The following is a 21,253-nucleotide window of genomic DNA, read 5'->3' as shown; positions in this document are numbered from 1 at the left end:
CTCAGGCAGCGGCGGTAGTGCGGGCGGTGACGGTGATCCGGTCGGCGAGGTGTTCGGCGTCGCGGGCGATGGCCGCGAAGCGACCGGAACCCCAGGTGTGTAGCCACGGAAGGCCGAGGAAGTACAGGCCGGAGGTGGTGGTGACGCCGCGGTTGTGGCAGGGGTGTCCTTCTCCGTCGAAGACCCCGACCTTCAGCCAGCGGTAGTCGGTGCGGAAGCCGACCGACCACACCACCGAGCTGATATCACTTGTGGCCAAGTCGATTTCGGTGACCTCATGCTCAGGTCGCCATACCGGTCGATAGCGCGGTTCGGTGGGGGCGTCGATGTTCTCGCGGGCGATGTAGGCGTCGATGGAGTCCTTGATGCTCTCGGCCACGGCATCGGCGGCGTCGAGAGCCTGCTCCAAGGCCGGTTCGAAATACGCTGTGCCGCCGACAACATCGACCATTCGGCCGTAGAGACTCATGCCTTCGACAGCGAATTGACGCAGGTCGATGTCGCGGCCGCCGTCGCGGCCGGTGACGTAGTGGTTGGTGTTCTCGCGTTTGCCGAGCCCGCCGGGCTGGTCGTCGATGGGGATATCGTAGTGGCCCATGTCCTGTAGCCACGCCACGCAGTCGCGTCCCCGATAGAAGCGGGCCACGCGCGGTGCGCTCCCCACCGCGAGATGTACCTGGCGGCCCGCCAAATGTAGATCCTCGGCGATCTGCGCGCCCGATTGGCCCGTGCCGACGACGAGGACCGCCCCCTCGGGCAACTCTGCGGCGCTGCGGTATTCGGCCGAGTGCAATTGCAGGATCGAGTTCGGCAACCGCGCGGCGAAGCGCGGCAGGGTCGGTGTGTGATAACCGCCAACGGCGACCACCACCTGATCGGAATGCAATAGGCCGGAGGTGGTTTCGATATCGAAGCCGCCATCCGCGGCCAAGGTGACCCCGGCGACGGTGACATGCTCGCGCACCGGCGGGTCGAAGGTATCGGCGTAGCCGCGGACCCAGGCGTAGACCTCCTCGCGTTTCATGAACCCGTGCGGGTCGGGTCCGTCGTAGCGGTAGCCGGGCAGGACGCACTGCCAGTTCGGGGTGACGAGAGTGAAGTTGTCCCAGCGGGTGTCGCGCCATTCGTGGGCGATGGTGTCGCGTTCGAGCACTACGTGGTCGATACCGCGGTCGGTCAGATGCCAGGACATCGACAGTCCGGCCTGCCCGCCACCGATCACGACGACATCGCGGTGCTCGACAGGAGTCGAATCCAGAAGCGGGGTCACGATTTTCCTCCGGAAGTAACGGCTTGCACGGACGGCGGGGTCATCGACAGCACGCGGACGACTCCGGGTGTGGTGCGCGCCTGTGCGGCAGCCGATTCGATGGCGTCCAGGCTCTGCATGGCCGAGGTGCAGTAGAAGCCGAACTTCTCCTTCACGCGTTCGGCGGCGATGGTCAGGGCGGTCGAGGCCCGGTGCACGAACTCCTCGACCGGATAGTCGACACCGGTGGCGAGATGGTCGTGGATCACCAGCGACGGTGAGTAGCAGGTCTGGACGCTGCCGTCGGGCCAGCGGATGTCGAAGGTCATCTCAGGCATGAGCCGCCGCCAGTTGTTCGGGTTGGCCGACGACGCCGTGGCGGGCGACCACGCTGTGGTAGACCTCTGGTCGCCGGTCGCCCAGGTTGTACATGCCCCCGCCGCGCGCCTGTCCGAGCGCGTGCTCGACATCGACGGTGGCCGTGGCCAGTCCAGGTCGGGTGCCGGTAGTGGCCAGGACGTCCCCGCCGGGCCCGACGATCTTGGCGCTGCACACGAATCGCAGCGAGCCGAAGGTGCCGGCCTGGTTGGAGGCGATCCAGACGACCTGGTTTTCCACGGCGCGGGCGCGGTCGAAGATATCGAAACGCTGGGTCCAGCGGTCGTCCTCGAGCCGTTCGGCGGTTGCGGTGCGCGAGGTCGGCCATGCCGACAGCGATGTGATGATCTGCGCGCCGTCCAACGCCAAAGCGCGCGCGGCTTCGGGGAAGGCCTTGTCGTAGCAGATCTGCATACCCATCCGTCCGATCGGGGTATCGAACGCGCAATACTCCGATCCGGCTGCGTAGCAGAGGTTTTCACCGAGCGGTTGATGAACCTTGCGGTAAGAGCCGAGGATGCCGTCGCCGGTGAGGGTGACCGCGGCGTTGTAGCGCACCTCGCCGTCGGCTTCGCAGAAACCGAGGGTCAGGACCAGATCCCCGGCCATGGCCGCGATCCGGCGCAATTCGGGCCCGTCGAGGGTGAGCGCGGGCGGCAGGCTGCGCAGACGTTGCTGTCTGGCCTCCTCGCTTTCGTCGCCTCCGCCCAGGCTGGGCAGATACCCGCCCAGGCAGGCTTCGGGCAGGACCAGCAGCCGGCTGCCGCGGGTACGCGCCTGCTCGATCAGTCCGGCGATGGTGCTGTAGCAGGTGTCCATGTCGCGGCCGAATTCGGCGGCGGCCACGGAGATCGATAGTTCGGTCATGAGTGTCCCAATCCGGTGACGGTGCCGGGCACCGCTGTGGTGGTTGTTCCGTCCGGCCAGCGCAGGCGCACGCCGGGCGTGGAGGTGAGCACTCCGCACACCGCGGAGGTGGCGGGTCCGGGGTCGGCGATGGCCGCACCGGCCCGGTCGGCGGTCAGCATGGCGAACCCGGGAAAACAGGTGATCCAGTCCGCGAGATCGGCATTCGCCGGGCGCGGGATGCGTGTCAGGTCCAACTCGACGCCGACTCCGGACGCCTCGGCGAGCATGCCCGCAGTACCGGCGATACCAGCCATGCTCACGTCCTTCGCCGCAGCCGGGGCGGTATCGGCGACGAACCGGCCCAGCGCCCGTAGCTGCGCGCCGTTGCGGTGCGAGGATGAATCCCATTGGCCGCCTTGGTATCCGGGACGCCAACCGCCGCCGAGATCTGCCGTCAGGCGCAGCTCGTCACCGACTCGTCCGCCACCGCCCGGTATGGGCCGCGTCGTGCGGCCCAGCGCGGTCACCGACAGCGCGGCCGGACCGTCCTGGGTGTGCCCGCCCAACACGGGAACATTCCAGGTTCGGCTGGCTCGGGCCAACCCGCGCAGAACTCGAGTGAGCAACGACCGGGTGGGCGCCGCGACCGCGTCGAGTAATCCGACGGGTTCTGCGCCCATGGCCGCCAGATCGTTGAGGTTCACCAGCACCGAACACCACCCGGCCCATTCCGGATCGCGTTCGACCATCGACGGAACAATCGCATCACAGGCGGCGATGAGGTCGCTGCCCGGCACAGGTGCGCCGTCGTCACCGCGGAATCCGGTGCCGCCCAGCGTCATCGGCTGCGAACCGAGTCCAGTCAGCAGCGTGCCGAGCATCGACTTGGTGGTCCGAGCGAGTCGTTCGATACGGTCGATCGGCCAGCGCATGAGTACATGAGGCACGCCGTGGATCTCGGCCTCACTCAGTCGATTCCAGCCCAGGTGAGTGAACATCGCGGCATAGCGCGCCTGGACCGTCGCCTCGAAGCGCAGCACGTTGTTGCTCTCGGCGTAGGCGCAGGCCGCGCGGACCAGAGCGTTGCCCACACCGCGGGTGCGGCGGCCACAGTTCACGACCAACCGGCTGCCGGTCCACCAGCCGATGTCCTCGGCAGTGACCGGTGCCAGACGCACGCCACCGAGGACTGCGCCGTCGGTGGCCACCGCAACCAGGATAACGGTGCGTGGATCGTCGTCGAGGCCATCGGCGTCACTGCCGTCGAACAGCCCCTGTTCGACCACGAAGTTCTCGCGACGCAGCGCCCGATAGGCAGCCAACTGGGTGCCATCGGCCGTGCGGATCAGAAACGCGTCCTCCGGCTCGGCCGGATACCGATGACCGGACAGCACACAGTAATCCAGCGACAGTGTGCCGGCCTGGGCCGATTCATCGAGCCACGATCGTTGCACACGAGGGGGTTTGGTGACAGGGGTTTCGGTGGTGGTCATGTCATGCTCCCGCGATCTGGAGCACACTGCACGCCCCGCACGCCGCGCAACCGGCTTTCTGACCTGCTCCGAACATGCCAGCGTTGCGCAATTCCATTGCAACCCTGCGGGTTACGTCCTCGAGTTGCTCAGGAGTCGGTGCCATCGCGCCGTCGACGTCGACGGCGAGGGTGCCCGCTAGCGGCCGGAACGGCACGATGAACGGATACACCCCCAACGCAATCAATTCCCTTGCGCCGGAGACTAATTCGTCCGGGTTCTCGCCGAGGCCGACCAGTAGATAGGTCGAGACCTGATTGCGGCCGAACACGCGCACCGCCTCGGCCCATGCCGCCTGGTAATCCGCCAGCGGTACCGTCGATTTACCCGGCATCCAGCGTGCCCGTACTCGATCGTCGAGGGATTCGACGTGGATCCCGATGGAATCCGCCCCAGCGTCGTGCAGGTCGGTGAGGACCGACAGCTCAGCGGGGGGCTCACACTGCACCTGGATCGGCAGATCCGGCACGGCCTGCTTAACCGCCCGCACGCAGCGCGCCAGATGCCTTGCGCCACGGTCCTTTCCGGCAGAGGTTCCGGTGGTCATCACCATCTGCCGCACCCCGTCGAGCCGGACGGAGGCCGCCGCGACCTCGGCGAGTTGGTCGGGTCGTTTGACCGCGATCGTCTGGCCCGCATCCAGGGATGCCTCGATCGCGCAGAAGCGGCAGCGTTGGTCCTCGGCGTACCGGATACACGTCTGTACCACGGTCGTGGCGAGCACGTCCGCGCCGTGCAGCTTGGCGATCTGCTCGTAGGCGATGCCGTCGGCGGTGCGCAGATCGTAGAACCGGGGCCGCCGCACCGGCTCGACCGATACGCCCAGGTCCGCACCGTCGAGCAGCAGCCGGTCACCGTGGAGGGTGTAGGGGCTGTCGGATCGGATGGGGATGGCAGCGCCGGCACCCCCGAACAGCACATGACCGTCGTCGCTGGGACCGGCTCCGGAACGGCGCTGCACCGGCACATCGACGCGAATGCCGAGTAGCGCGAGGTCTACTCGTGTGGATACCTCGGTCATGGCGGCGGCCTACACCTGGTAGGTGGAGTTGATGATCGCGCCCTTGCGTGCATAGTGGATCAGCGCGTCCTGCACATCGAGCGGATGCGCCGGAATCACACCCTCGATGAGGTCCTCCTCGCGCGCGCCGTGCAACGCCAGCCCGAACCGGCAGGCGAATACCTTGCCGCCCTCCTTGATGAAGGTCGCCAAGGCGTCGTTGATGTTCTGCTCACCCGGAAAACCACTGTCGCCGGTGGTTGGGAAGCCTCGGGTGGCAACCGCATTGATGGCGCCTGGCCCGTAGAAGTAGATGGCCGACTCGAAACCCTTGCGCAGCGCGCGGGTCGCCTGCAGTACCGCCACGAAACTCACCGACGACTCGTGGGCTATGCCGTGGACAAGGGTGAAGTAGGTTTCCCCGGCCTCGGCCTGGTAGTCGGGGAATATCTTGGTCGCCCCGTAGATGTTGGTGCCTTTGGGCAGCGCCGGATGCGGGATCTCGGCCAACGATTTGGCGATGTTCTCCTCGATCGCCTTGTCGATGTCGGCAGTCGACTTGGTGGGTGCGGACATGATTCATCTCCTGGGTACGTGTGACGAGAATCGGCGATAACGGACCTGCCGGGTGGGGGAGCGGCTCACCGATGAATCAAGTTGACGCCCGGGGTATTTCGGGTTGGTCACGTCCGGAAGAAGACGAAGTTGCCGACTGTTCACCATCCGAGAGGTCGGGATGTTTCACGTAACTACTTGTGCAGCAATGGATTTCAGTCCGAAATTCGGATAGGGTCGCGTTTCGGGCTGCCGTGAAGGTCGCGCGGTGTAATCGTTGTCCTGGACTTTTCGATGTCAATTAACAATAGGAACCCGCGCGCAGCGCCCATTCGTAACATTGGGGAAACCGCTAGCGGCAGGCCGAGCGCATATGACATCGACCGTGGCCGCGACCACGGTGAGAGGTGGCGACCGAAGGTCGAACACACCCAGTGTTGACACTGCTTACATTGGTGGCTGGCCTGATGTTTACACCCGCATCCATTCGAGCGCGAAGGTGCACCGATGCCATCCGCGCACCAGGACACCGTCGAGGTCACCCTCGGCGACCCACCCATCGCGGTCCCCAAAGGGGGCCTGTACGACCGGTACCGGATGCGGACCGACCTCGACGAGGTCGCGCCCGGGATCCGCGGATCAGCGGCGTGGCCGGCGAGCGGTGCCGTATCGCGCGACCATTCGGCCGCTTGGCGGCGCGGTGCGCCGAGGCCGAATGCAGCGGCATAGCTGCCAGTGCTAGTTCGTCGTGCCAGCCGAACGAATCCCGGAATGCGCAGCGCTGAAACATGCTCCGGTATCTGCACTGGCGGAACTGGCGGACTTGCTGACCAGTTCTTCAGCGTCGGGTTGCTGAGAGCTCCAGCCCTTTGCGGCTGCGTCTCTTCGAACCACATGGTGGTGGTTGTTGGTTGACAACTCGGATGTGTACCCAGCAGTGGGAGCGGGGTTTCAAGATCACGTCCATCGCCATTGTCGACACCGTGGTTGCGGCGGAATGAGTTTGGACCAGAAGTCGTGGCGTACCGCGTCCCACAACTTGTTCATTTTCGGAAGGAGTTCTCGTGCTTGTGCGAGATCCGGAAAGTCCTCTGGGCCGAAAGATATAATCGGCGTGACGCCGGATTCGTCGTGGACGGCGACAATGGAGATCAGGTGGTCCTGAAACAGGCGCCATGTCGCGCACAATCCATCGGCTTCGGTTCGTCGCGTATCGTGCATGTTTTGTTTCCAACTCGTCGATTTTGTTCCAGGGCGTTTTCAACCGTTGTCAATGTCGACCTTCTGCTGATTCTGATTGCACAAGTACTATCGGTGGGTCGGGCATGGGCGAGAAAACGCGAAAATGCCCCTATATTCGCGACTTATAGGCGTACGGCTCCGTATGAAATCTGCGATTGGAAGCACCTGGTGGCGCTCGCCAGTGGGGGTGCAGCCGTGCCGCAACGGCTGGAACGGCGGACGCTGATCGACTGGAGTAATTCAGTAATTCCGCCTCCGCTCGACCACGCCTGGCTCACCTGCGGTAAGTGTGGGCAACCAATGCCGAACGCAGGTGCCACAGCCCGCTCGCCTGGGTGGGATCGAACCCGGTGAGCTGACCGATCCGCTTGAGCCGGTAGTCCACGGTATTGGTGTGTACGTGCAGCAGCCGCGCAGTGCGCTGGCGGTTCAGGTTGTGCGCGATATGGACCTGCAGGGTCTCCAGCAGTTCCGGATGCTCGTCCAGCGGATCGAGCAGCGACCCGAGATGCTCGCGGGCGGGGCCGGGACGGGTGAGCTGGTATTCCAGGGCCAGATCGTCGAAGTGATACAGGCCCGGCACCGACCGCAACCGGGTAACCATGTCGAGTAGTTCGTGGGCTTGATCGGCAGCGGTGGGCACGGTGTCGGTGGGGGCGGTGACCGCCGTGGCGGTGATGGGCACGCGCGCCGCCCGCGACAGCTGCCCGATCAGTTCCTTCAGTGTGCCCTCGGTGATGTGATCGGCGGGGATGAGCAGGGTGCCGCCATCGATCGACAGCAGCGACAATACGGTGTCGTCGCAGCGCGTGGCCAGTTCCGCCTGCACGCGCCGGAGTTTGCGGCGGGCAACGACTTTCGCGTCCAGCATCGGGTTGGACTCGTCCGGGTGGGAAGGAATGGCGAGGGCTATTACGCGATAACGGTCGGAGATGTCGATGCCACACTCTCGGGCCATCGTGGAGGTGGGGTGTCCCCCGAGCAGCGCTGAGGTGAGCGTGTGCACCGCGGTGTGGTGCTCCGACACGACCGCGCGCAGTTCGCGCACATAGGCCACCGAGACCGCCGTGGTCATGGTGTCGAGCATTTCGACGACGAGTTTCGCGCTGTCAAGGATACTTTGGTAGTCGGCCATGCTGAGGAGCATCGGGTCGGTGTCGGCCGAGCCGGAGGCACACTGCTGAGCCAAGGCGGTGGACACCACCAGGTCGAAGCCGATCTTGAAGCCCTCGTGGATGGCGTGGTGAATAGTATCGATGGGCACGCCCTCGCGAGCCCATTGGGCCGCGGCGTTCTCGAGCCGCTCGGTCTTCTCCGGAATGTTGCTGCCGTCCAGCATGCTGACGGCCAGTTCCAAGCACACGCGTGTGATGATGGTGATGTCGCCGTGGATCGCGTCACCGGGCAAGGTGCCGCAGGGAGCGACGGTTTCGACGAAATGTCCGACCATCTGCCGCGACAAGGCCCGTACGTCTTTCAACGGCGACGATATGGGACGACCGGATACAGTGAGTCCTTGGCGGTGTGGAGCGGTGACAGACATAGTCGAACTTCCTTCAATCTCTGTTAGCTGCACTATTGCACCAGCGTAACCAGAACATGATTCGTAAATGTCGGTTTACTCCGAGTAATGTGATACTTCGGGAGGGGCGGTCGACAAGCGATAGTGATAGTTCACAATTGCGGTCGGCTAGAGCTGCGACTAGCGTGCCGAGACGTCGGCGAGCAGCGAGTCGAGCACGACCAGGAGACGGCCGCCGAAACGAGCGCGAACGGCGAGATGGACGGCGCGTATCCACACTCTCAGTGCACATTTAGTGCCTCGTCCAGGTAGGTCGGTGCGGTAGCCGGGTGTTGGCTTGCTCGTGCGGTCGGGGCAGTTGATGCTGCTGGGTGCTGATGGTGGCTCGTAACCCGGAAGTGTTCGCCCGGCACTGTCCCCGGAGGAGGGACGCCGGTTGCAGAAGATCCTCGAGACGAGTAGGCAACCGATCAGGATGCAGCGGGCGACCAGCGAGGCTCACCTGCTGCGGTCCGAGTTTCGGGTTCGACCAGCGGTTCCGGTACGTCCCTGGTAGCCGGTGCTTATCGCCGGCTCCGATAGATGCGGTTCACAGTCGGCCATCGGTCCGATCTCCGATCAGCCGTGCGGGATTCGTGGCCATGATGTCGTGCAGTACGGGGGATTCGACGAGCCTGGACAACCACTGCACGCAGTCGGCGTAGGTGCGGCCGCGCTCGTGCTGGGTCCACGGCCAGTCGCTGCCCCACAGTAACCGCTGTGGTCCGCACTCGTCGAGCAGTCGTTTCAGCATCGCCTCGGCGGCTCCGGTGAGGGAGCGGTATGGTGCCGAGACCTTGACCCAGACATGCTGGCGACGGCTCAGTTGCAGTATCAGCTCATCGGCCGGTGTCCCCGGCAGCCCTAGATGGTCGATAACCACGGCAGAGGGCCAATCGGCAAGTGCCGGTACGAGTTCCAGCCATTGGATAGTGGATGCCTGCACCTCGAGATGCTGGCCGCGTCGGGCGAGTTCGCGCCCCAGCTGCCGCCATGCGCGGCCGGTCAGGTCAGGGACCTCGCCACCGATCGCATTGATCCGGGCACCGATCACGCCCACACGGTCAAGTGACCCGATATCCCCAGGGTGGTCGAGCACGACCACACCGCGGAACCGGTCCGTCCGGCTGGTGAGACAGTCGAGCAGGAATTCGTTGCGCGAGCCGAGAAAACTCGGCTGGATCAGGAAGGCCGTGGCGATTCCGTGCTCGTCGAGCAGCGCCAGGTAGCGGTCTGGCGTTGCGTCATAGTCCGGGAAATATCGCGGGTGCCGGACGGCGGGCAGAGAGCAGAGGAAGACATGGGCGTGGGTGTCGATCCATCCCTTTGCGTGCACGGACGCCCCTTTCGACGCGATTCCTTTAGAGCTATAGACCTATAGAGGATTATGTGACATAGTTTCCGCCATGCCTCACCGAGAGACGCGCGTCACACCGGGCCGTGCCGAGTTGGACAGTGGCGATTCGCGGCTACCGCTGCACGCCCGGCTGCGCGATGTGCTGACCACCCGCATCCAAGCCGGCGAATGGAATCCCAGCACCGCGTTGCCCGCCGAGAGCGCCCTCGCTGCTCATTACGGGGTCGCGCTGGGCACCATGCGCAGAGTCCTCGGGGAACTTGTCGATGAAGGATTGCTCGAGCGGCAGCAAGGCGCGGGAACGTTCGTGCGCCGCGCCAGCCTGGACTCCTCCCTATTCCGGTTCTTCCGCTACGGGCAACCGCAGGAAGGCATTCCATCCAGCCGGATCCTGAACTTCCGGGAAAGTGTCGTACCCCCGGGACCTGCCGCCGCGCTCGGCCTCGCCACCGGAGCCGCGGCGCTGTGGCTGCACCGCCTGCGCTTGCGGGACGAGGTTCCGTTCCTGATCGAGGAGATCTGGCTGCCGCTGCCCCGCTTCGCCGCACTCGTCGACGTCGGCGCGGACAACCTCGGTGATCTGCTCTACCCGGCCTACGAACGACATTGCGACGTCGTCATCGCCGCGGCGGAGGAGATCCTCACCGTCGACACCGCGAGCGCGGGCGACGCGCTGCTGCTGCGATGCCGCCGCGACGAGCCGCTGGTGGTGATCGAGCGAACCGCTCGCACCCATGACGGCACCTCCGTCGAATGGCGGCGTTCCCGCGGCCGGGCCGGCGACTTCCGGTACCGCATCGAAATCAAATAGGGCGCGCGTCATGAAGTGGTATAGCGACACCCCACCGGCCGGTCGGCGCGCGTTCTGGGCGGCGTTCGGCGGCTGGGCGCTGGAGGCGGCGGACGCCCAGATCTACGGCCTGGTCCTGCCGACCCTGATCAGCCTGTGGGGACTATCGAAAGGGGACGCTGGGCTCATCTCCTCGGTCACCCTGATCAGCACCGCGTTCGGCGGCTGGCTGGCCGGGGCCGCCTCCGACCGCTGGGGACGCGCCCGCGTCCTACGGATCACCATCATGTGGTACGCGATCGCCACCGCGGCAGTCGGTTTCGCGAACGGATTCACCTCACTGCTGATCTTCCGCAGCCTGCAGGGCATCGGCTTCGGCGGGGAATGGGCCGCGGGCGCGGTCCTGGTCAGCGAATTCGTCCGCACCCGGTACCGGGGTCGGGTCCTCGGTACGGTGCAGAGCGGCTGGGCTGTCGGCTGGGGTATCTCGCTGATCGTGTACTCGCTGCTGGTCGTGGCGCTGCCGTCACCATGGGTATGGCGGGTGCAGTTCTGGCTGGGTGTGCTGCCCGCGCTACTGGTGGTGGCGATCCGGCGCGGTGTCACCGACGCGCCCGTTCGCGCCGGACATCGAGGCAGCGGTTCCCCGTTGGCGTTGTTCCGCCCGAACCTGTTGCGCGCCACCGTCTTCGGAGCGGTGCTCGGGCTCGGCAGTCACGGCGGATACTACGCGCTGACCACATTTCTCCCGACTTTTCTGCGCAGCAGCCGCGGGCTGACGGTGCTGGCCAGCAACGGGTATCTGGCCGTGCTGATCACCGCGTCGTTCTTCGGATATCTCACCTCCGGCTGGTTGTCGGACCGAATCGGCCGACGCCGCAACATCGTGTTCTTCGCGCTCTGCTGTCTGCTGACCTTGCCGCCCTATCTGCTCATCGACCTCGGTTCCGCCGCCACCCTCATCGCCGGTGCGCCGCTCGGTTTCTTCACCGCGGGCATTCCCGGCGGGCTCGGGGCTCTGTTCGCCGAGCTGTACCCCACCGAGGTCCGCGGCACCGGAGAAGGCTTCTGCTACAACGCCGGTCGCCTCGTCAGCGCCGCATTCCCCGCACTGGTCGGCTACCTCTCCGACCGGCTGGGCCTGGCGCTCAGCATCGCCGTCTTCGCGGGGCTGGCCTACACCCTGGCCGCTGCCGCCGCCTACTGCCTACCCGAAACCCGTGAACGCGGGCTGCCCGATGTCCCCGACGAGACCGCGAAACCGGTCTCCCCCAAGGAAAGACTGTCGTGACTGGTCACACCTGGATCCTGCTGTTCGACCTCGCCGCAGCGATCGGACTGCTGATTTTCCTCATCAACTCCCGGCTGCGGCTGCATCCGTTCGTCGCGCTCGTCATCGTCTCGGTGCTGGCGGCGCTGGTCGCCGGGGAACCGCTGGGCAAGATCGCCGATTCGATCGAGCATGGCGCCGGGGGCCAGCTCGGTGACGTCGGCGTGACGCTGGCGTTCGGGGCCATGCTCGGGCGGCTACTCAGCGCATCCGGCGCGACCGACGCCATCGCCCAGTCGATTATCGACCGGGCCGGCCGCAGGATGCTGCCGTGGGCGGTCACCGCCGCCGCCTTCGTGATCGGCATCCCGATGTTCTTCGAGGTCGGCCTCATCGTGCTGCTGCCGTTGATCTTCAGCGTGGCTCGCAGGCTCGGGGACGAAAACGACGGCCAGGGCTCGCCCTACCTGCTCGTCGGACTGCCCGCCATCGCGGCGCTCGCCACCCTGCACGGCATGGTGCCGCCGCATCCGGGGCCGCTGACTTCGATGGCGGGTCTGCACGCGAACCTCGGCCTCACCATCGTCGTCGGATTCGTCTGTGCCATACCGGCAATCGTCATCGCCGGTCCTGTCTACGCTCGCTGGATCGCCCCGCGGCTGCCCGGTGTCCACCCGGATCCCGCCGTGCTCGCACAGTTCACCGGCTCGGCCCACGGTGACGGTCCGGGCACGCTGGCTGGCCCGCGGATGTCGACCCGGTTCGCCGTCGTCCCGGCGCTGGTACCGGTCGCGCTCATGCTGCTGCGCGCGCTCGCCGAAATCGCCCTCTCCGAGGGCAATTCCGTTCGAACCTTCCTGACGTTCCTCGGTGAACCCGTCATGGCCATGCTCGCCGGATTCGTCGTCGCACTCGCCGTCACCATCCCCCGAACTTCTGGCACCGCCGAGGACATCCGCGAAACCCTGACCGACAGCCTGAAGTCGATCGCCGGGATCCTGCTGATCATTGGCGGCGGTGGCGCGTTCGCGCAGGTGCTCAAGGACTCCGGCATCGGCAAGGCCATCGTGACCGCCGCCGGGGGCATGTCATTGAGCCCGATCCTGCTCGGCTGGCTGCTCGCGCTGCTGCTGTCGCTGGCTACGGGGTCTGCCACCGTCGGAATTGTCTCCGCCACCGGCATTGTCGCCCCCCTCGTGGGAACCCACGGCGGCCTGCAGGCCTCGCTGCTGGTGGTCGCCATCGGCGCTGGCTCCATCGGCTTGAACTGGGTGAACCACGCCGGATTCTGGCTGGTCAAAGAGTCGTTCGGAATGTCGCTGAACGACGCCACCAAAACCCACACCGTAGTGCAGACCCTGGTCAGCGTCGTCGGCCTCGCAATGACTCTGGCCTTATCCGTCTTCACCTGAGCCTGCAGTACGTCGGCATCTGGCGGGCGACGCCTCGAGATCGGCGGGGCCAATTGTCGTCGGGGGATCGGACACTCGACAATGGCATCGCGGCACCGTCGTCGGCTGCCCGGGCTTCACGGCGGGAGTTCGGATCCCACGCCATGGCTGCGGCCGCACCGCCGAGCAGAACCAGGACGATAGCCACGATCACCACCCACAGCAGTACCACCGCGCCTTCTCTCCGGTCATCCCCGCCCGTTCGCTTCATATGGGTCGTTATCCCCAGGCGGACAATCACTTTCGTACTCACCAGAATTCTTTACAGGGGTGAGTGACCGGCGCGACTCGAGGCGAAGATTCTGTGGCGTTACAGCACACCCGACTCCTGATCTTTGGGATATGTCTGGTGACGCATACCGCTACCGCCATGAGCTGATCGGTCGGCAGCTCGCATTCGCGTCCCGACACCTCGTCGGCATCAGCCGCTCATGGTCGGCTCCGCTGGCTCGAAGACAACCCGGAACTATTCTCGATCAGAATCGAATCCCATACCGCGCTGATCGCACTGTGCTGGATCTGAACCGGCGTGGTGGGTGGCGGCGCAGCTGGCGATGCTCTGCCGTGTTCTGGCTTTGTCGGCCCTAGGGTTCGACCCCGCCTGGACACTGCAAGGCAAGCTCGAACGCACCAGTCCTTACGACCACGTCGAAGCGCACCTAGCGCAATGCGAGGGCCGACGACCGGCCGTTGGACGCCCTCATCATGCGGCTGCTTATGGAGACCACCTGCCACAGAGCCGGTCGGCTGCAGCTGATTGTCGAGAGCGGATTCGTCAGGAAGGAAGTGCTGTTTCGCGGCGAAACAGCAGCGGCGCTCGCGGGCGCGGCGGCATGGCTAACTTTCGGACAGGACTCCGTCGACCACGACGTTGACCAGCTTTTCGGGAAGGTCCGGCGTTATCGGCCTGCCCGTCAGGATTACACGCATCTGGATGGTGGCGAATAATGGCTCGAGTACATCAATGGCGGCGATTCCGGAGTGCACCTCACCGCGGGTGATCGCGCGCTCGACGACAGGCTCCATCGCCCGAAGCCGGCTCTCGAAATACAGCCGTCGCGCCTCGCTCGCCGCGGGGTTGTCCGCCGAGGCGACACTCATTTGCAAAAGAGAACGCCCGACGGGGCTGCCGAGGTAATCACAGGCCTGTTTCATGAGATCGGTCAGATCTTCCCGCAGCGAGCCGTGGTCGGGTACGACCAGCGACGCCTGGCTTCGCGTCGTCAGCGCGTCGAGGATCATGCGTTCGCGCGTCTTCCAGCGTCGGTAGACCGATGTCTCGTGTATGCCGGCCAGCCGTGCGACGGCCGCGACGGACACAGCGTGTACCGGGGTGCCGTTCATGATTTCCGATAGCACGGCATTGCGCACAGAAGTAACGATGTCCGGTGTGTCGGTGACCTGGGGCACGCTGAACTTGTCAGGCATTTTCGCAGTATAACGGCGCTAGCGCATTGTTCCCGTCGCTGGCATTCAATTGAGATTGCACACAATGGGCCGGAGCTGACGGGTACATCGAGCCGGACGGGTTCGGAATAACACGGCCTCGAATTCGACTGCGGGGCAAGTCGATCCGGACGCATTGGAGGAAGTAGTCGCCGAGCTTGTGATGGCGCGTTCGATGCTCTGCCTATCCTTCGGTCGACTGGTACTCGGCACCGAATGGCACTCGGCAGTCGACGACCGGCACGCTCTCGGTAGGGCACTCGTAGCGTCCGTATGCGCGCCGCACGGCAGGCTGAGGCGCGCACGGCAGGCTGAGGATGTGCGGCATCACGCGCTCTCCCGGCGGATCCGCTTCGCTGCCACCAGCGTTCGATCCCGTGAGCGTGCACCGACGTGCAGTCTGACTAAAGATGCCTGTAGTTACAGAAACTCGAGTTGCGCAGTCGGGTGCACCCGATTATGGTCGTACGCAAGTCGACTTGCGCAACGCCGGGCGGGACCCGGTGGTGGGGATCTTGAAGCGCTTTGGGGTGTACACGCGGTGACCATGCGGCGGGAATTGCTGCGCCTGAAGAAAGTCGACTAGAGCGCGACATTGCTGTCGCCGCGTTCGACAATGCTGTCGCTACGTGCATTGCAAATAACCGGCCCGATAGGGCCGCTCTGCACAGTGAAGGGGAGATCCAGATGAGCCTCGAAACGGACGTGTACGGCGATATCGCCGACTACCTGGAAAATCACTACAGCATCGAGGTCGACAAGGTGGACCCCTCTGCAACATTCGAGGAATTGGGCCTGGATTCGCTTGGGCTGCTCGGCATTGCGGAGATCCTGGAACGCAAGTACACGATTGCGCTGAATGACGAGCGCATCGCAAGCATCAAGACGTTCGGAGAACTCGTCGAAGCCGTGCGGTCACGCTCGGAGGAATCCAGCGCGAAGTCCCTATAACGCACCGAGTGACACATTCAATAGCATTGGAGTTCCGGTGACCGCATATATCACCAGCACTGGCCGATTTCTACCAGGCGATCCGGTAACAAACGACGAAATCGAAGACTTTATCGGCAAGGCGGGGAACGCGAGTTCCGCTCTTCGGGACACGATCCTCGCCAATAGCGGTATCAAGACACGCTATTACGCCCTCGATCGGGCTCAGCAAACCGTGTTCTCGAATACGGAGCTGGCCGCTCGGGCGGTGGAGGACGCCGTCGAACGATCGGAGATCGCTGCCGAGGATCTGCAGTTACTCGCCGCCGCCACGACATTGCCGGACCTGATGGGACCGGGTCACGCGAGTATGGTCCACGGCCGCCTCGCCTATCCGCCCGTCGAGATCGTCACCGCGCACGGCATCTGCAGCTCGGGAATGATGGCGCTGAAGAACGCCTATCTGCAGGTCGCGATCGGCGAGAAGTCGGCCGCCGTCGCGGTCGCCAGCGAGTTCGCTTCTCGTGGCTTCAAGAGCAGCCGATACAAGGCACTCGAGAGCCGGACGGAGGACGGTTCGCTGCCCATGGAGACCGCGTTTCTGCGGTATATGCTCTCCGACGGCGCGGGAGCGGCGGTCGTCCAGGACAAGCCGAGGTCGAACGGGGTGAGCCTGCGCATCGACTGGATTTCGCTGACCTCGTATGCCAATACCGAGCAGGCATGTATGTATTTCGGCAGCGAGTCCAACGATGCCGAGAAGACCTGGATGGACTACGCCGACGCGACAGCGGCCGCGGAAGCGGGCACTCTGGTTGCCCGGCAGCGTCTTTCGCTGCTGCCGCATCTGGTCAAGGTCGGCATCGATGAGTACGAGCGGCTGCTGAACGCGGGCAAATTCGACCCGACCACCCTGACGTGGCTTCCGGCCCACTATTCGAGTGAGCGCATGAAGTCGATGGTGCTGGGCGAATTGTCGCGGCGCGACGTGCCACGGCCTGGCCCGGAGGTGTGGTACAGCAACCTCACCCGCGTCGGGAACATCGGTAGCGCAAGCATTTTCGTGATCCTCGACGAGATGTTGCGCGAAGAGCTCGTCACGCCGGGCGACACCATGCTCTGCATGGTTCCGGAATCGGGCCGTTTCGCGATTTCATACATGCACCTCACGGCAGTGGACGGCGGCACGAGCGCATGAGTACCGTGCCAGCGGATCTACCCGTGCGGGAGGTCGGCGCCGAACCCGCGGTGATCGCGGTGTACTGGTACTCGCAGACCGGGCAACTGCGAGAGTGTCTCGAACATTTTCTCGAGCCGCTCGTTGCCGCGGGTTGCGAGGTCCGGTGGATCGAAGTCACCACCTCCGGTGACTTTCCGTTTCCGTGGTCACTCGGTCGCTTCTTCGGTGTCTTCGCGCAGGCCGCCGATGCCGAGTCGACCGCGGACATCTCCGTCGGAGACGGCGGTAGGCAAGTCGGCGATGACGTGGACCTGGTGCTGGTCGCGCACCAGGTGTGGTATCTGAACCCGTCGATCCCGATGCGGTCACTGGTGCGGAACTTCCCCGAGCGGGTGAGCGGTCTGCCGGTTGTGCAGTTCATCGCCTGCCGCAATATGTGGGTGTCCGCGGCGGTCAGTATGCGCAGCATGCTGACCGCCGCGGGCGCTCGCCCGGTCGGCGTGATCGCGGTGACCGATACCGCCAACCAACTTGTGTCGCTGTTCATCACCCTGCGGTGGCTGCTGCTGGGGCGGCGGGAGGCATCGCTGGGTCTGCGTGCCGCTGGTGTGCCCGATGCCGAGCATCGACGGTTGCGCAGCCTCGGACGACAATTGGTCGAGGCCGGCGCGAACACCGGCGAGCAGCTCACCGCGGTGCTGCCCGAGGTGTTGGCACAGGCCGAATCCGCTCGTGAGAATGCCGCGGTGATCGGTCCGGATCTGTTGGCGGGCACGGCTTTTCGGTTCGCGTCACGACTGATCCGCCGGTACACCGAGCCGGGTGGTCTCGGCGAGAAGACGGCACTGGCCGTTTTCGTCGGTGCGCTGGGTACGGGGATCGCACTCGGCCTGCCGGTGGCCACGGTGCTGCGCATCGCCTTCCGGCGGCGCGTGGATGCCGCCATGACGAGCTATCTCGACCGCGCGCTGTACGCGGTCGCCGACGACGCTGTGTCAGTCCGGCGCAGTCGCGAGGTGCGACCATGACTGTCGACAACTGCGAGGTATTGATCGTCGGTGGCGGGCCGACCGGCCTGGTCGCCGCACATCTTTTGGGCCGCAAGGGGATTCGCACCCACCTGGTGGAGAGTCGATCGAGTGCGTCCGAACATCCGCGGGCCACGATGGTCAATGTTCGTACCGCGGAAATACTCCGAGAGCTCGAGTTGCTCGGTCCGGCGCAGGGGGTCGGCACCAGCCTGGAGGCGTCCGGTCGGGTCAGTTTCCACACCACCCTGGTCGGTGCCGAGCTCGGCGAGATCGACATGGTGGGGGACGCCGAGAAACTCATGCGGACGGTATCGGCGAGTCCGGTGCTGCCGCTGATCTGTCCGCAGAACGAGTTGCAGACGCTGTTGCTGCGTGAGTTATCCAACTACCCCTCCGTCAGCGTCGAGTCGGGTGTGGAGATCACCGATCTGCTCGCCGATCCCGATGGGGTGGGCGCTATGCGAGCCGACGGTTCCGCGCTACGCGCGTCCTACGTGGTACTCGCCGAGGGAATTCACGGTCGATTGCGTGAGCGTGTCGGCATTTCGGTCGAGGCCCGCGCACCGCTCGGAACGATGTTGGATATCCATTTCACCGCCGATCTCGGCTCGGCCGTCGGCGGTAAGGAGAGCGCCTTGTACTGGGTCATCAACGATGAACTACAGGGGGTGCTCATCACCGTCTCGCCGCAGCGCGGTACCTGGCTACTCGAGCTGACCGGCGTCGACGTCGACTCGTCCGCGAAGCCCGACAAGAGCGAATGCGAGCGCCTGGTCCGAACGGCCATCGGTGCAGCCGATATCGACATCACGATCGAGTCGGTCCGGACGTGGGCGATGGGTACGACGGCGGTCGACCGCTGGAGTGACGTCCACCAACGGGTATTCGTGGCAGGCGACGCGGCGCACAGTTTCCCGCCGACCGGTGGCTTCGGCATGAATACCGGCATCCAGGACGCGCACAACCTCGCGTGGAAGCTGCACGGTGTGCTGCGTGGCTGGTCGAGTCCGCGGCTGCTGAGCACCTACGAAACCGAGCGTCGCCCCGTCGCGGACTTCAACGCCGCGCGCAGCGTGCACAACGCCGTTGCCATGGACGAGTTCTTCACATCGGCGCGGTCACTGATCGGACCGGGGACCGAGATCAGCGATGCCGCCGCACTCGCGGACGGCATCGAACGACAACGGCCGCATTTCGATTTCTACGGTCAGGCAAGGGGATTCGTCTACTCCACCGACGAAGACCGCCCGGTGGTCGCGGACGTGGTCGAGTATCACCCCGGAGTGGTGGTCGGTGCCGTCGCACCACATCTGTGGCTGGAAGAGGATGGCCGACGCACGGCCGTCGCGGATCTGACCAGCGGGACCTTCGCGCTGCTGACTTCCGTCGAAGGCGCGCCCGAATGGCGGGACTCGTTCGGTGCGTGGGCGTCGGTGCTCGGCGACATACCGCTGCGGGTATGGCCGGTATCCCCGGTACCGCGTCCGGACGCCTTACACGATTTCCGCGACGACGCCATCGGGGTCTTCGGTTTGTCCGACGCCGCGGCGGTCGTCGTGCGTCCCGACGGTCACATCGGCGCGATATTGCCAGGTGCGGATCCGCACGGCGAATTGGCCCGATATCTCAACTCGATACTCGGCGAGAAAGCGGTGATCTCATGACCGACATTTCCCAGGACGACACTTCCGGGGTGGATCCGCAGCTCGCGGCGGATCTGCTCAGCAATGACCGGGCTCGGGTCAGGCGCGCGATCGAGAGTATCTCCGCACAGCGGCTCGCGGACCACCTCGAGACCGATACCGGCACTGAGGGTTTGGTCGCGGCATTCGATTTGATGCCGACGTTCTATCGCGGCGGTCTGCCTGAGCGCGCGGTCATCCGCTGGGCTGTGACCCGGCGCTCGCACGGCAAACTCGAACGCGACGTCGAGTTGACACCCGACAGCTGCACGGTCGGGGAAAAGGATGCCTTCTCCACACAACCGGGGGCCACGCTTACCGCGCCCGCATCGGCGTTCGTCGCGCTGGCCTGCGGTGCGGCGCGCGGTGTCGAATTGATGTCGCGGGGTGACCTTCGGGTGGCGGGCAACGTGCAGCTCGCGATGAAGATGGAGCGGCTGTTCGATCTCGAACCGAATGCGACATCGTCATGAGCGCGCCGAGCCTGCCGCGCGCGGTGACCGCGCGGCGCAAGGTCGCCCTCACCGGGATCGGTGTGGTGTCGCCGGTGGGGAACTACCCCGGCGTGCTGTGGGACAACCTGCTCGAAGGTCGTTCGGGCGTCGGGCCCATCACCACGTTCGACGTCTCGACCAAACGGGTTCGGATCGCCGCGGCGGTCGATGATTTCGCGGCGACGGACTGGATGGAGCGCAGGGATGCCATCCGGTTCGATCGTTTCTGTCAGCTCGCGATGGCAGCCTCCGATCTGGCACTCAAAGACGCTGGTGAGCTCAGTGCCGATCCGTCCGACGTTGCGGTCATCATCGCCAGCGCACTCGGTGGGGCCGACACCATTCGCGCCACCGTCGGTAACGACCCGGACGGTGAACGGATCCCGCCGACCTTCATTCCCGTATCGATGTCCAATGTCGCGGCCTCGGTGGTGGCCCAACGCCACGATTTCGGAGGGCCGAGCTACTCGCCGAGCAGCGCGTGCGCATCCTCGGCCGACGCCGTCGGCCAGGGCATGCGGATGATCAGGGACGGATACGCCGATGCTTGCGTTGTCGGCGGATCCGAAGCCTGTGTCAATCCCGTTATCATGGCCGGTTTCGCCAGCATGCGGGCGTTGTCGCGGCGCAACGACAGTCCCGAGCAGGCCGCGCGCCCATTCGACGCCGACCGTGACGGATTCGTCTTGGGCGAGGGCGCGGCGGTGCTGATTCTCGAGGACATGGATCGCGCTCTCGCGCGGGGAGCGACCATATACGCCGAGATCGCGGGCTACGGTCAAACCAACGACAGCCACCATCTGACCGCACCGAGGGCCGATGGTTCCAGTGCCGCCCGGGCGATTCGCATCGCGCTGCGCGACGCGGGCATCGCGACAACCGATGTGGACTACATCAACGCACACGGCACCGGCACGGTACTCAACGACAGCGCGGAAATAGCCGCATTGCGTACGGTTTTCGGTGCCGATCTCGCGAAAACCATTGTGGGTTCTACCAAATCCATGACCGGCCACCTCCTCGGCGCCGGAGGTGCGTTGGAAGCCGCCATCGCCGCGCTGGCCGTCCATACATCGATGATCCCGCCGTCGGTCAATTTGGACCGGATAGCCGAGGACTGCACGGGCGCGTCGTTCGTCTCGGCAGCTACCGAGTCCGACGTCGCTGCCGTGCTGACGAATTCCTTCGCATTCGGCGGCCACAACTCGTCATTGGTCCTGCGCCGTAACGACCCTTCCCGCACGGAGGAGTAGTCC

Annotated in this window: 20 protein-coding genes; 10 read left to right on the top strand and 10 right to left on the bottom strand. The window is 65.1% G+C overall.

The window, feature by feature from the left end:
• Window position 1: 1 nt before the first annotated feature.
• From ACZ60G_RS26740 to ACZ60G_RS26715, 6 genes are read right to left on the bottom strand one after another with little or no spacing between them, the layout of a single operon-like run.
• Window positions 2-1,270: an MSMEG_0569 family flavin-dependent oxidoreductase gene (locus tag ACZ60G_RS26740; protein WP_465813357.1), complete on the bottom strand. Its 1,269-nt coding sequence runs from the start codon at window positions 1,268-1,270 to the stop codon at window positions 2-4.
• Window positions 1,267-1,587, bottom strand: coding sequence for an MSMEG_0570 family nitrogen starvation response protein (locus ACZ60G_RS26735; RefSeq protein WP_465813355.1), 321 nt, complete (start codon window positions 1,585-1,587; stop codon window positions 1,267-1,269). Before ACZ60G_RS26735 ends, ACZ60G_RS26740 begins: the two co-directional genes overlap by 4 nt.
• Entirely contained in the window at window positions 1,580-2,494 is a 915-nt protein-coding gene (locus ACZ60G_RS26730; RefSeq protein ID WP_465813353.1) for a carbon-nitrogen hydrolase family protein, read from the bottom strand. Before ACZ60G_RS26730 ends, ACZ60G_RS26735 begins: the two co-directional genes overlap by 8 nt.
• Window positions 2,491-3,969, bottom strand: a complete 1,479-nt coding sequence (locus ACZ60G_RS26725) for an MSMEG_0567/sll0787 family protein (RefSeq protein ID WP_465813351.1) — start codon at window positions 3,967-3,969, stop codon at window positions 2,491-2,493. The genes ACZ60G_RS26730 and ACZ60G_RS26725 overlap by 4 nt, the downstream gene beginning before the upstream one ends.
• Window position 3,970: 1 nt before the next feature.
• The gene (locus ACZ60G_RS26720; RefSeq protein ID WP_465813350.1) at window positions 3,971-5,029 is read right to left on the bottom strand and encodes an MSMEG_0568 family radical SAM protein; all 1,059 of its coding nucleotides are present in this window, start codon (window positions 5,027-5,029) and stop codon (window positions 3,971-3,973) included.
• 9 nt (window positions 5,030-5,038) lie between these two features.
• A complete protein-coding gene (locus ACZ60G_RS26715) occupies window positions 5,039-5,584 on the bottom strand; it encodes an MSMEG_0572/Sll0783 family nitrogen starvation response protein (RefSeq protein ID WP_387288113.1) in 546 nt (181 codons plus the stop codon).
• 486 nt (window positions 5,585-6,070) lie between these two features.
• On the opposite strand from ACZ60G_RS26715, the gene ACZ60G_RS26710 reads away from it, so the two are divergent.
• Window positions 6,071-6,292: a hypothetical protein gene (locus ACZ60G_RS26710; protein WP_465813349.1), complete on the top strand. Its 222-nt coding sequence runs from the start codon at window positions 6,071-6,073 to the stop codon at window positions 6,290-6,292.
• 787 nt (window positions 6,293-7,079) lie between these two features.
• Here ACZ60G_RS26710 and ACZ60G_RS26705 read toward each other — a convergent pair.
• Together ACZ60G_RS26705 and ACZ60G_RS26700 are read right to left on the bottom strand one after the other, a co-directional pair.
• Complete coding sequence (locus tag ACZ60G_RS26705) at window positions 7,080-8,348, bottom strand: PucR family transcriptional regulator (RefSeq protein WP_465813347.1); 1,269 nt, start codon at window positions 8,346-8,348, stop codon at window positions 7,080-7,082.
• A gap of 568 nt (window positions 8,349-8,916) precedes the next feature.
• Window positions 8,917-9,702 carry an amidohydrolase family protein gene (locus ACZ60G_RS26700; RefSeq protein ID WP_465813345.1) on the bottom strand — a complete coding sequence of 262 codons (786 nt, stop codon included), beginning with the start codon at window positions 9,700-9,702 and terminating at the stop codon, window positions 8,917-8,919.
• Between the two features lie 70 nt (window positions 9,703-9,772).
• Between ACZ60G_RS26700 and ACZ60G_RS26695 the strand changes: the two genes are divergently transcribed.
• Genes ACZ60G_RS26695 through ACZ60G_RS26685 form a run of 3 tightly spaced genes read left to right on the top strand, consistent with a single transcriptional unit; the run spans window position 9,773 to window position 13,195 of the window.
• A complete protein-coding gene (locus ACZ60G_RS26695; RefSeq protein ID WP_465813343.1) occupies window positions 9,773-10,534 on the top strand; it encodes a GntR family transcriptional regulator in 762 nt (253 codons plus the stop codon).
• A 10-nt stretch (window positions 10,535-10,544) separates the two neighbouring features.
• A complete protein-coding gene (locus ACZ60G_RS26690; protein ID WP_465813341.1) occupies window positions 10,545-11,804 on the top strand; it encodes an MFS transporter in 1,260 nt (419 codons plus the stop codon).
• A complete protein-coding gene (locus ACZ60G_RS26685) occupies window positions 11,801-13,195 on the top strand; it encodes a GntP family permease (RefSeq protein ID WP_465813339.1) in 1,395 nt (464 codons plus the stop codon). Before ACZ60G_RS26690 ends, ACZ60G_RS26685 begins: the two co-directional genes overlap by 4 nt.
• Here ACZ60G_RS26685 and ACZ60G_RS26680 read toward each other — a convergent pair.
• The gene (locus ACZ60G_RS26680; RefSeq protein WP_465813337.1) at window positions 13,188-13,487 is read right to left on the bottom strand and encodes a hypothetical protein; all 300 of its coding nucleotides are present in this window, start codon (window positions 13,485-13,487) and stop codon (window positions 13,188-13,190) included. The two genes, ACZ60G_RS26685 and ACZ60G_RS26680, sit on opposite strands and share 8 nt — an antisense overlap.
• A gap of 584 nt (window positions 13,488-14,071) precedes the next feature.
• Complete coding sequence (locus tag ACZ60G_RS26675; RefSeq protein WP_465813335.1) at window positions 14,072-14,578, bottom strand: TetR-like C-terminal domain-containing protein; 507 nt, start codon at window positions 14,576-14,578, stop codon at window positions 14,072-14,074.
• A gap of 789 nt (window positions 14,579-15,367) precedes the next feature.
• Here ACZ60G_RS26675 and ACZ60G_RS26670 point away from each other — a divergent pair.
• The 6 genes from ACZ60G_RS26670 to ACZ60G_RS26645 are packed head-to-tail and all read left to right on the top strand — an operon-like array spanning window position 15,368 to window position 21,250.
• Window positions 15,368-15,631, top strand: coding sequence for a phosphopantetheine-binding protein (locus tag ACZ60G_RS26670; protein WP_465813334.1), 264 nt, complete (start codon window positions 15,368-15,370; stop codon window positions 15,629-15,631).
• Between the two features lie 37 nt (window positions 15,632-15,668).
• Window positions 15,669-16,808 carry a thiolase family protein gene (locus ACZ60G_RS26665; protein WP_465813332.1) on the top strand — a complete coding sequence of 380 codons (1,140 nt, stop codon included), beginning with the start codon at window positions 15,669-15,671 and terminating at the stop codon, window positions 16,806-16,808.
• On the top strand, window positions 16,805-17,818 hold the full coding sequence (locus tag ACZ60G_RS26660) for a hypothetical protein (RefSeq protein WP_465813330.1): 1,014 nt from the start codon (window positions 16,805-16,807) through the stop codon (window positions 17,816-17,818). The genes ACZ60G_RS26665 and ACZ60G_RS26660 overlap by 4 nt, the downstream gene beginning before the upstream one ends.
• Window positions 17,815-19,485, top strand: coding sequence for an FAD-dependent monooxygenase (locus ACZ60G_RS26655; RefSeq protein WP_465813328.1), 1,671 nt, complete (start codon window positions 17,815-17,817; stop codon window positions 19,483-19,485). Before ACZ60G_RS26660 ends, ACZ60G_RS26655 begins: the two co-directional genes overlap by 4 nt.
• Window positions 19,482-19,976 (top strand): SCP2 sterol-binding domain-containing protein, encoded by a 495-nt coding sequence (locus tag ACZ60G_RS26650; RefSeq protein ID WP_465813326.1) that lies wholly within the window; start codon window positions 19,482-19,484, stop codon window positions 19,974-19,976. Before ACZ60G_RS26655 ends, ACZ60G_RS26650 begins: the two co-directional genes overlap by 4 nt.
• The gene (locus ACZ60G_RS26645; protein WP_465813324.1) at window positions 19,973-21,250 is read left to right on the top strand and encodes a beta-ketoacyl-[acyl-carrier-protein] synthase family protein; all 1,278 of its coding nucleotides are present in this window, start codon (window positions 19,973-19,975) and stop codon (window positions 21,248-21,250) included. The genes ACZ60G_RS26650 and ACZ60G_RS26645 overlap by 4 nt, the downstream gene beginning before the upstream one ends.
• Window positions 21,251-21,253 lie beyond the last annotated feature (3 nt).

Source organism: Nocardia sp. NPDC102475 (genome assembly GCF_055584605.1).
The sequence above is the reverse complement of the archived record's forward strand: the minus strand, read 5'-3'. Positions and strand labels throughout refer to the sequence as shown.

Bases quoted from the DNA above. Each gene is read 5' to 3' on its own strand.
- ACZ60G_RS26735 (WP_465813355.1), bottom strand. From the start codon at position 1,587: ATGCCTGAGATGACCTTCGACATCCGCTGGCCCGACGGCAGCGTCCAG.
- ACZ60G_RS26730 (WP_465813353.1), bottom strand. From the start codon at position 2,494: ATGACCGAACTATCGATCTCCGTGGCCGCCGCCGAATTCGGCCGCGAC.
- ACZ60G_RS26725 (WP_465813351.1), bottom strand. From the start codon at position 3,969: ATGACCACCACCGAAACCCCTGTCACCAAACCCCCTCGTGTGCAACGA.
- ACZ60G_RS26720 (WP_465813350.1), bottom strand. From the start codon at position 5,029: ATGACCGAGGTATCCACACGAGTAGACCTCGCGCTACTCGGCATTCGC.
- ACZ60G_RS26715 (WP_387288113.1), bottom strand. From the start codon at position 5,584: ATGTCCGCACCCACCAAGTCGACTGCCGACATCGACAAGGCGATCGAG.
- ACZ60G_RS26710 (WP_465813349.1), top strand. From the start codon at position 6,071: ATGCCATCCGCGCACCAGGACACCGTCGAGGTCACCCTCGGCGACCCA.
- ACZ60G_RS26705 (WP_465813347.1), bottom strand. From the start codon at position 8,348: ATGTCTGTCACCGCTCCACACCGCCAAGGACTCACTGTATCCGGTCGT.
- ACZ60G_RS26695 (WP_465813343.1), top strand. From the start codon at position 9,773: ATGCCTCACCGAGAGACGCGCGTCACACCGGGCCGTGCCGAGTTGGAC.
- ACZ60G_RS26690 (WP_465813341.1), top strand. From the start codon at position 10,545: ATGAAGTGGTATAGCGACACCCCACCGGCCGGTCGGCGCGCGTTCTGG.
- ACZ60G_RS26675 (WP_465813335.1), bottom strand. From the start codon at position 14,578: ATGAACGGCACCCCGGTACACGCTGTGTCCGTCGCGGCCGTCGCACGG.
- ACZ60G_RS26670 (WP_465813334.1), top strand. From the start codon at position 15,368: ATGAGCCTCGAAACGGACGTGTACGGCGATATCGCCGACTACCTGGAA.
- ACZ60G_RS26660 (WP_465813330.1), top strand. From the start codon at position 16,805: ATGAGTACCGTGCCAGCGGATCTACCCGTGCGGGAGGTCGGCGCCGAA.
- ACZ60G_RS26655 (WP_465813328.1), top strand. From the start codon at position 17,815: ATGACTGTCGACAACTGCGAGGTATTGATCGTCGGTGGCGGGCCGACC.
- ACZ60G_RS26650 (WP_465813326.1), top strand. From the start codon at position 19,482: ATGACCGACATTTCCCAGGACGACACTTCCGGGGTGGATCCGCAGCTC.
- ACZ60G_RS26645 (WP_465813324.1), top strand. From the start codon at position 19,973: ATGAGCGCGCCGAGCCTGCCGCGCGCGGTGACCGCGCGGCGCAAGGTC.